The sequence below is a fragment of the Methyloceanibacter sp. genome (genome assembly GCF_050999895.1).
In the GTDB taxonomy this organism is placed as follows: Bacteria; Pseudomonadota; Alphaproteobacteria; order Rhizobiales; family Methyloligellaceae; genus Methyloceanibacter.
The window spans coordinates 1-7,940 of the sequence record NZ_JBPCOU010000048.1 but is presented as its reverse complement, the minus strand read 5'-3'; the positions used below and the strand labels follow the sequence as shown (position 1 = coordinate 7,940).

At 63.6% G+C, this 7,940-nt stretch carries 8 protein-coding genes and 2 pseudogenes; 9 read left to right on the top strand and 1 reads right to left on the bottom strand.

The genetic code is table 11. From position 1 onward, the window contains the following. The first annotated feature begins 94 nt into the window (after positions 1-94). The 7 genes and pseudogenes from ACR2J1_RS04750 to ACR2J1_RS04720 all read left to right on the top strand — a co-directional run bounded on the left by ACR2J1_RS04750 (position 95) and on the right by ACR2J1_RS04720 (position 6,565). Positions 95-1,038, top strand: a pseudogene (locus tag ACR2J1_RS04750) (IS630 family transposase). A gap of 15 nt (positions 1,039-1,053) precedes the next feature. Next, positions 1,054-1,545, top strand: coding sequence for an NnrU family protein (locus ACR2J1_RS04745; RefSeq protein WP_434018194.1), 492 nt, complete (start codon positions 1,054-1,056; stop codon positions 1,543-1,545). 95 nt (positions 1,546-1,640) lie between these two features. Beyond that, positions 1,641-2,501: a 3-methyl-2-oxobutanoate hydroxymethyltransferase gene (panB, locus tag ACR2J1_RS04740; RefSeq protein WP_434018192.1), complete on the top strand. Its 861-nt coding sequence runs from the start codon at positions 1,641-1,643 to the stop codon at positions 2,499-2,501. Positions 2,502-2,645: 144 nt separating this feature from the next. Beyond that, positions 2,646-3,323: a tetratricopeptide repeat protein gene (locus ACR2J1_RS04735; RefSeq protein ID WP_434018191.1), complete on the top strand. Its 678-nt coding sequence runs from the start codon at positions 2,646-2,648 to the stop codon at positions 3,321-3,323. A gap of 131 nt (positions 3,324-3,454) precedes the next feature. Continuing rightward, positions 3,455-4,687 carry a PQQ-binding-like beta-propeller repeat protein gene (locus tag ACR2J1_RS04730; RefSeq protein ID WP_434018190.1) on the top strand — a complete coding sequence of 411 codons (1,233 nt, stop codon included), beginning with the start codon at positions 3,455-3,457 and terminating at the stop codon, positions 4,685-4,687. Between the two features lie 51 nt (positions 4,688-4,738). Then, positions 4,739-6,097: a ribosome biogenesis GTPase Der gene (der, locus tag ACR2J1_RS04725; RefSeq protein WP_434018189.1), complete on the top strand. Its 1,359-nt coding sequence runs from the start codon at positions 4,739-4,741 to the stop codon at positions 6,095-6,097. A gap of 18 nt (positions 6,098-6,115) precedes the next feature. Next, the gene (locus ACR2J1_RS04720; protein WP_434018188.1) at positions 6,116-6,565 is read left to right on the top strand and encodes a DNA polymerase III subunit chi; all 450 of its coding nucleotides are present in this window, start codon (positions 6,116-6,118) and stop codon (positions 6,563-6,565) included. A 4-nt stretch (positions 6,566-6,569) separates the two neighbouring features. On the opposite strand, the gene ACR2J1_RS04715 is transcribed toward ACR2J1_RS04720, so the two are convergent. Next, entirely contained in the window at positions 6,570-6,920 is a 351-nt protein-coding gene (locus tag ACR2J1_RS04715) for a DUF3147 family protein (RefSeq protein ID WP_434018187.1), read from the bottom strand. Positions 6,921-7,053: 133 nt separating this feature from the next. Here ACR2J1_RS04715 and ndk point away from each other — a divergent pair, with 133 nt between their 5' ends. Both ndk and ACR2J1_RS04705 read left to right on the top strand, forming a co-directional pair. After that, on the top strand, positions 7,054-7,476 hold the full coding sequence (ndk, locus tag ACR2J1_RS04710) for a nucleoside-diphosphate kinase (RefSeq protein WP_434018193.1): 423 nt from the start codon (positions 7,054-7,056) through the stop codon (positions 7,474-7,476). A 250-nt stretch (positions 7,477-7,726) separates the two neighbouring features. Beyond that, positions 7,727-7,940 (top strand): annotated as a pseudogene (locus tag ACR2J1_RS04705) (thioredoxin reductase); the annotation flags it as partial.

The following is a 7,940-nucleotide window of genomic DNA, read 5'->3' as shown; positions in this document are numbered from 1 at the left end:
CTAGAGCACATTCAGGCTTTTCCGATTCCTGGAGGGATTCCCAAATCGCGCGAACGGTGCGAGTCCTCTGTTTCTTTTGGGATGGAGGGCGACCATGGCGCGGGCTTACAGCCAGGATTTGCGTGATCGTGTGATCGATGCTGCGCTCGGTGGGCTGCCGGCGCGTCGGGCGGCGGCCCAGTTTCGGATCGGACTGGCGACGGCGATCCGCTGGGTTCGCCGGGCGCGCCAAACCGGCGATCGAACAGCTGGCCGTCAGGGACAGCCGCGCCGCTCCAAGCTCGATCCGCATCGCGGCTACATTGTCGGGCTTATCGAGGCGGAGCCTGATATCACCATCAGCGAGATGCTGGACAAACTGGCCTCAGACCGTGATGTCCGGGCCGCTCGCGCGACGCTGTGGGTTTTCCTCGACCGCTGCGGCCTGACGTTCAAAAAAAGTCAGCGCACGCGGCCGAGCAGGACCGGCCCGACATCCTGAAGCGGCGCCGAGAGTGGTTCGACGACCAGCTCGATCTCGATCCGGAGCGCCTCGTCTTCATCGACGAGACGTGGGCCTCCACCAACATGGCGCGGCTGCGGGGACGCACGCGCAAGGGCGAGCGACTGAGAGCGGGCGTTCCCTACGGACACTGGAAGACCACCACCTTCGTGGCAGGCCTCAGGCTCTCCGGCATGGTGGCGCCGATGGTGCTCGACGGGCCGATCAATCGCATCGCCTTCCAGGCCTATGTCGAGCAGGTGCGGTGCCCGAACTCGCCCCGGCGACATCGTGGTGATGGACAATCTCTCAAGTCACAAGGGATCGGCCGTGCGCCAAGCCATTGAAGCGGTCGGCGCAAAGCTGCTCTACCTGCCGCCCTACAGCCCCGGCTTCAATCCTATCGAGAACGCCTTCGCCAAGCTGAAGACCCTGCTCCGAGCCGCCGCAGAGCGAACCGTCGAGGCGCTCTGGCACAGGATCGGCGATCTCCTCGACTGCTTCACCCGGAAGAATGCGCCAACTACTTCGCCGCCGCTGGATACGAACCGAAATAATGCGAATCCGCTCTAATCCGCCGTTTTGGCGAGAACGGCTACAAGATCTTCTTCTCGCTGCTGTCGACCGCGGGCTTCGTGCTTTTGGTGTGGGGCTTCCATCGCGCGCCGGTCGTTCAAATCTGGAGCCCGCCGGACTGGACCCGCTATATGGCGATGGCGCTCACACTGCCGGCCTTCATCTTAATCGTCGCCTCATACGTGCCGGGGCAGATCAAGGCGAAGCTGCGCCATCCTTTCCTCGCCGGCATCAAGTTCTGGGCGCTTGGCCATCTCGTCGCCAATGGGGATCTCGCCTCCATCATCCTCTTCACCTCTTTCCTCGCCTATGCCGTCTATGACCGCATTGCCGCCAAGCGCCGCGAGGAGAGGGGGCTGGTCACGGTTACCGAGACGGGGCCCGCCCGCAACGACGTTATCAGCGTGGTCGTCGGCACCGTGCTCTACGTCATTTTCCTCATCTGGCTGCATCCGCTCCTGATCGGGACTACGCCTTTACCAAGTTGAGGAACCAAGACACCCTACGGTTTATTGCGCTGCAAAAATCTCTATATTCTGTCATAGGATAGATTGGGTACGCTGCCTTCGCGGAGAGACCTCACGTGTCGCAGGACTTCGACGTTAGGCGCATGACGGCGCCGGATATCGCCAAACGCAAGGGTGGGGCGCCCATCGTCGCGCTGACGGCCTATCACGCCCATACGGCCCGGATTATCGATCCTTACGTCGATCTGCTGCTGGTTGGGGATTCCCTCGGCATGGTGATGCATGGCTACGAAACGACCGTGCCGGTGCCGCTCGAGCTTATGATCATGCATGCGCGGGCGGTCGTCCGCGGCTCGTCCAAGGCGCTGGTGGTCGTGGACATGCCCTTCGGCTCTTACGAGGAGAGCCCGCCGGTCGCTTTCCGCAACGCCGCGCGCGTCCTGAAAGAGACCGGCTGCGGCGCCATCAAGCTCGAAGGCGGCGCGCATATGGCGGAAACCATCCGCTATCTCGCCGATCGCGGCGTCCCCGTGATGAGCCATATCGGCCTCACCCCGCAAGCCATCAACACAATCGGCAGCTTCAAGGCGCGTGGCCTGTTCCGTTCGGAATGGGCGGCGTTCGAGGAGGATGCGCGCGCCGTGGCGGAAGCCGGTGCTTTCGCGGTCGTGCTGGAGGCGCTTGCCGAGCTGCTTGCGGCGCGCATCACGCGGCAGATCCCCATCCCCACCATCGGCATCGGCGCGTCCGCCGAGTGCGACGGGCAGATCCTCGTGCTTGAGGACATGCTGGGCCTCTCCCCCCGGGTGCCGAAATTCGTCAAGGAATACGCTCAGCTCGGTGGCGCCATCGAGACTGCGGTGAAAGCCTTCGCGGGCGATGTGCGCACGCGCGCGTTCCCGGCGGGCGAGCATACTTATCCGATGTCTGACGATCCGGCCCCGGACACGAAAAAGGCCAAAATGACAGGCAGTTAGCCTGTCCTGCGGGGACCTTGTCGGGATGCTTCCCACGCTCTTTACCTTGCGCGGGCGGAAGGGCTTCAATATACGCGTGACGGAGGAGCGGCGGTGGTTTCCAGGATCGCTCCGTCTCACCGCATCAAATGAGTCCGCTGAGCCATGACCGATCGTGAGTTCTTTCGCGAAGTTGACGAGGCTGTCCGCCAGGATCGTTACAGACGGCTGTTCGACAAATACGGCCTCTACGTTCTGGTCGGCGCGGTCGTCCTGATCGTCGCCGTGGCCGGTTACAACGGCTGGACCTATTGGCAGGAGCGACGGGCCAAGGAAGCGGGATCTGAGTTCAGCCAGGCCATCGCGCTCGAAGTCGGCGGCTCATCCGCCGAGGCCGGGGAGACCTATGCACGCTTGGCCAAGCAGGGTCCAAAAGGCTACGCAGTTCTGTCGCGCTTTCAGCTCGCGGCGAGCGAAGCCAAGGCCGGTGAGCTCGACAAGGCGGTCGCGAGCTACGTTGCGCTTGCCAATGACGGCAGCGTCGACCCGATCCTGCAAGGTCTCGCGACGCTTCAGGCTGCGGCACTGCGGCTGGAAACAGCCGATTATGCTGAGATGCAGCGGCGCCTGGATGGGCTCGTCGACGGGAGCCCTTGGCGCTACTCGGCGCGCGAGCTGCTCGGCCTGTCCGCCTATAGGCTCAATAATAAGTCCGAAGCCGAAAAGCAGTTCGCCGCTTTGATCGGTGATCAGGGAACGCCCACGAATTTGCGGGAGCGGGCGGACATGATGCTTGCTCTCATCGCGGGGGATCCCGGGGCCTTGAGCACCACCGCAAAGTAGGTCGTTCGAACGTCGAGGGTGGGTTGCAAGTGAGCCGCGGTCGCACACGGGGAATCGGCTGCCAGGTGTTGAGCGCATGCGTTGTGGTAGCGATCGTGGCCGGGCTCGGCGGTTGCAGCGGCCTGCCTTCGATGAGCAACCCATTCAAAAAAGAAGAAGCCAAGCTTCCGGGCCAGCGGGTTCCGGTCATCACCAATCCGACGCTTGCGAATATCGAACCGGGTGCGGTCAAGCCGGTCGCGCTGCCGGGTGCCGTCACCAACGCCAATTGGACGCAGCCCGGCGGCACGCCGTCGAACAATCTCGGCCATCTCACATTCGGCGATAGCGTGCGCAAGGTGTGGTCCGCGGATGCCGGCAGCGGTTCTTCGTCGAGAGGGCGGTTGAGCGCCGTTCCGCTCGTTGCCGACGGCAAGGTGTTCACCCTCGACGCGGCCGGCACCGTATCGGCGTTCGCGGCGGCGAGCGGCGGCAAGGTCTGGTCGGCAAGCACCACGCCCGAAAACGAGAAGAGCAGCGAAGGCTTTGGCGGCGGGCTCGCCTTCGAGGGCGGACGGGTCTATGCGACGACCGGCTATGGCACCGTGGTAGCGCTTGATGCCGGCAGCGGCGCGATCGCGTGGACGAAGAGGATCGGCGAGCCGATCCGCAGTTCGCCCACGGTTGCCGGCGGCAAGATCTATTTCGTGGCGGCTGACAATTATCTGCGCTGTCTCAACGTGGCCGACGGCGAGGAGGTGTGGAAGGCGCGAGGCCTGCCTCAGCCCGCGACGCTGCTCAACAATGTGAGCCCGGCCGTTGCCAAGAGCGTCGTGGTTGCGCCGTACCCAGCCGGCGATATCTCCGCCTATCAGGCGGGAAGCGGCGAGGCGGTGTGGTCCGAATCGCTTTCGCGCAGCACCGATACTTCGGCCTCGAGCATTCTCGGCGATCCGGCGCGGCCCGTGGTCGACCGCGGCATGGTGTTCGCGGTCAGCCATGGCGGCAAGATGATCGCCTCCTCGGAGAGCTCTGGCGAGCGGGTATGGACCCGCAACATCGCCAGCACGCAAATGCCGTGGGTCGCGGGCGACACCGTGTTCGTGGTGGATGTCACGGGCAAGCTTCTCGCCCTGTCGCGCCAAGACGGCGCCGTGCGCTGGGTGAAGGATCTGCCGCAAGGGTCGCGCTGGAGCGGCCCCGTTCTCGCGGGTAGCCGGCTCTGGCTCATCTCCGGCCAGGGACTTCTGGTCGGTGCGGACGCGCGGACCGGAGAAGTCGGACCTCAGCTCAATCTCGATACGGCCGTCTTCATCTCCCCGATTGTCGCAGGCGGGCGCATGTATATCCTTGCCGACGACGCCGAATTGATCGCTTTGAACTAAACACGCCGCGGGCGCGGACGGCCGCGACCTGACAAGGCCCTGACCAAGATCATGTCGTTCACCATCGCCATTGTCGGCAGACCCAATGTCGGCAAGTCCACGCTGTTCAATCGGCTCGCGGGCAAGCGGCTCGCCCTTGTCGACGATCAGCCGGGACTGACGCGCGACCGGCGCGAGGCGGAGGCTCGTATCGGGCCATACGACGTCACGCTGATCGATACCGCAGGGCTCGAGCCTGGCGACGAAGGTCTGACGCCGCGCATGCGCGACCAGACCGAAGCCGCCATCGCCCAAGCCGATCTCGTGCTCTTCCTCATCGACGCGCGGGCGGGCGTGGTTAGCGCCGATGAAATCTTCGCCGATCTCGTGCGCGGCTCGGGCAAGCCTGTGCTGCTTGCCGCGAACAAATGCGAGGGTCGCGCCGCGGAGCCCGGGGTCTATGACGCCTATCGGCTCGGTCTTGGCGAGCCGATGCCGGTCTCCGCCGAGCATGCCCTCGGGATCGATCTCGTCGGCGAAGCCATCGAGGAAGCCTACCGGAAGTATAGAGAAGGCGAGGTCATCGTCGAAGGCGCGCACGACGAGGAGGAGCTAGAGCACCCGATGCGCGTGGCCATCGTCGGCAGGCCGAATGTCGGAAAGTCAACCCTCGTCAATGCGCTGCTCGGAGAGGAGCGCATGATCACCGGGCCGGAAGCGGGGATCACGCGCGACGCTATTGCGGTGGAACTTGAATGGGACGGCAAGCCCTTGCGTCTCTTCGATACCGCGGGCCTGCGGCGCAAGATGAAGGTCGAGGAGAAGGCCGAGGAGCTTTCCGTCGGCGATGCCCTCCGCGCCATCCGCTTCGCCGAGGTCGTGGTGCTGCTGCTCGATGCCGAGCAGCCCTTCGAGAAACAGGATTTGCAGATCGCCGATCTCATCGAACGCGAGGGACGGGGGCTCGTCATCGCCATCAATAAATGGGACCTCGTGCCCGACAAGGATGAGCGCCTGGAGGAATTGCGCGAGGCTTGCCTGCGCCTGTTGCCGCAGATCAAGGGGCTCAATATCGTGCCGGTTTCCGCCAAGACCAAACGTGGGCTCGGCAAGCTGATGGATGCCATCTTTACCGCCTATGGACTTTGGAACCGCAGGCTGCCGACGCGCGCCCTGAACCAGTGGCTGGGAGCGGTGGTCGACGCGCATCCGCCGCCGGCGGTTTCGGGGCGGCGCATCAAGCTCAGATACATGACGCAAGCCAATGCGCGGCCGCCGACCTTCATCGTGTTCTGCTCGCGGCCGAAGGCCGTGCCGCAATCCTATGAGCGCTATCTCGTGAATGCGTTGCGCGAGGCCTTCGAGATGCCGGGCGTACCGATCCGCATGCATCTCCGCAAAGGCGCCAATCCCTACGCCGGACAGGATTGACGTGGGGCGATCGCGGCCGTGAGCGAAGTCTACTTCTATCACCTCGAATATCGCAGCCTCGAAGAGGTGCTGCCGACGCTTCTGGAGCGGTCGCTCGCGCGAGGCTGGCGCGCCACGGTTCAGGCCGCGAGCGAGGAGCGGGTCGAGGCGTTGAACACGCTGCTTTGGATCTACCGCGATGAGAGCTTTCTGCCGCACGGCTCGGCGCGGGACGGCAGCCCTCAGGCGCAACCGATCTACCTGACGGTCGGCGACGACAATCCGAATGCGTCTAAGGTGCGCTTCCTGGTGGACGGAGCCGAGCTTGGCGGCGGCACCTCCTATGAGCGGGTCGTCTATATTTTCGACGGTCGCGACGACGAAGCCCTGCAACGTGCGCGCGCGGCGTGGCAGGAGGCAAAGACCGGCGGTCTCAGCGTGAGCTACTGGCAGCAGGATGAAGACGGACGCTGGCAGCAGAAGGCGTGACGTTTCAAACGGCGATGCCGGCGCGTCGAAGGGCGTACGCCATCACAAAATACGCCACCACGGTAAGTCCAATGGAAATTCCGAGACTTGCGTAGAAGTCGAGTCCGCGGCGGAGCAGCGGCGGCAGGGCGAGGAAAAAGACAAGCGACGGCAAGACAAGCCAGAAGATGCCTTGCGTGAGCGACGCCACCTTCTCGCGGTCGCCGGTGTCGACATAGAGCCAAATCAGGGCCAGCACCGAGGTCAGCGGGATCGAGGCGAGCACGGCGCCGGCGAAAGTGCTGCGCTTCGCCGCCTCCGACACAGCAACGACGAAAACGCTTGTGATCAAGACCTTGAGCGTCGCGTAGAGCATGACCACCGTCTCCTTCGCTTTCTCTTAACCAGTGCGGTTCCGCCGCAGCGGAGCAACTGAGCACTGCCTTGTCGCTGTCATGGCCGGCGGCTATAAGCCCGCCTGATTCAATGTTGTAGAGGGAAAAATGGCTATGGCCAGCGAACGCACTCTGTCGATCATCAAGCCTGACGCGACCGAGCGCAACATTACCGGACGGATTGTCGCCAAGCTCGAAGGCGCGGGATTGCGCGTGATCGCGCAGAAGCGTACGTGGTGGAAGAAGAAGGACGCGCGTAAGTTCTACGACATGCACAAGGATCAGTCTTTTTACCGGGATCTGATTACCTTCATGACTTCGGGCCCGCTCGTGTTGCAGGTGTTGGAAGGTGACAGCGCCATCGCGAAGAACCGCGAGGTTATGGGCGCGACAAATCCGGTCGACGCGGAACCCGGCACCATTCGCAAGGAATTCGGCATCAACATGCAACGGAATTCCGTGCATGGCTCAGATAGCATTGAGACCGCAAAACGCGAGATCGCGCAGTGCTTCAAGAAGGCCGAGATCGTCGGCTAAAGCTTTTTCCAAGTTCCTTCCTCTCTCTCCCCTCCATTCAAAAACGTCCGACCGCCCTTAACGGCCTGTCTGAGCAAATCGCGGAGCCGGTTCGGATAGGAGACTAAACAGCCCGCGCAGTGCGGCGGGCCATGCTCCCTGCGTTTTGGCAGGTGAGGAATTCGAGCATTTGCGGCGCCGGCATGGGACGGCCGTAGAGGAAGCCTTGGCCAAAGCGGCAGCCGAGATCGCGCAACAATGATTCTTGCAACTGGAGCTCACCAACTGCTCAGCAGTGCGGGCTCGCACCGTGGTCGTTGCATCCGGAGCGCGCTACCGCCGCCCCGAGATTCCCAACCTTTTGGCTTTGGAGGGGGGCGGGGTTTCATATTGGGCCTCCCCGGTCGAAGCCAAGCTCTGCGAAGGCCAGGAGATCGCGCTCGTGGGCGGCGGCAACTCCGCAGGCCAGGCTGTCGTCTACCTTG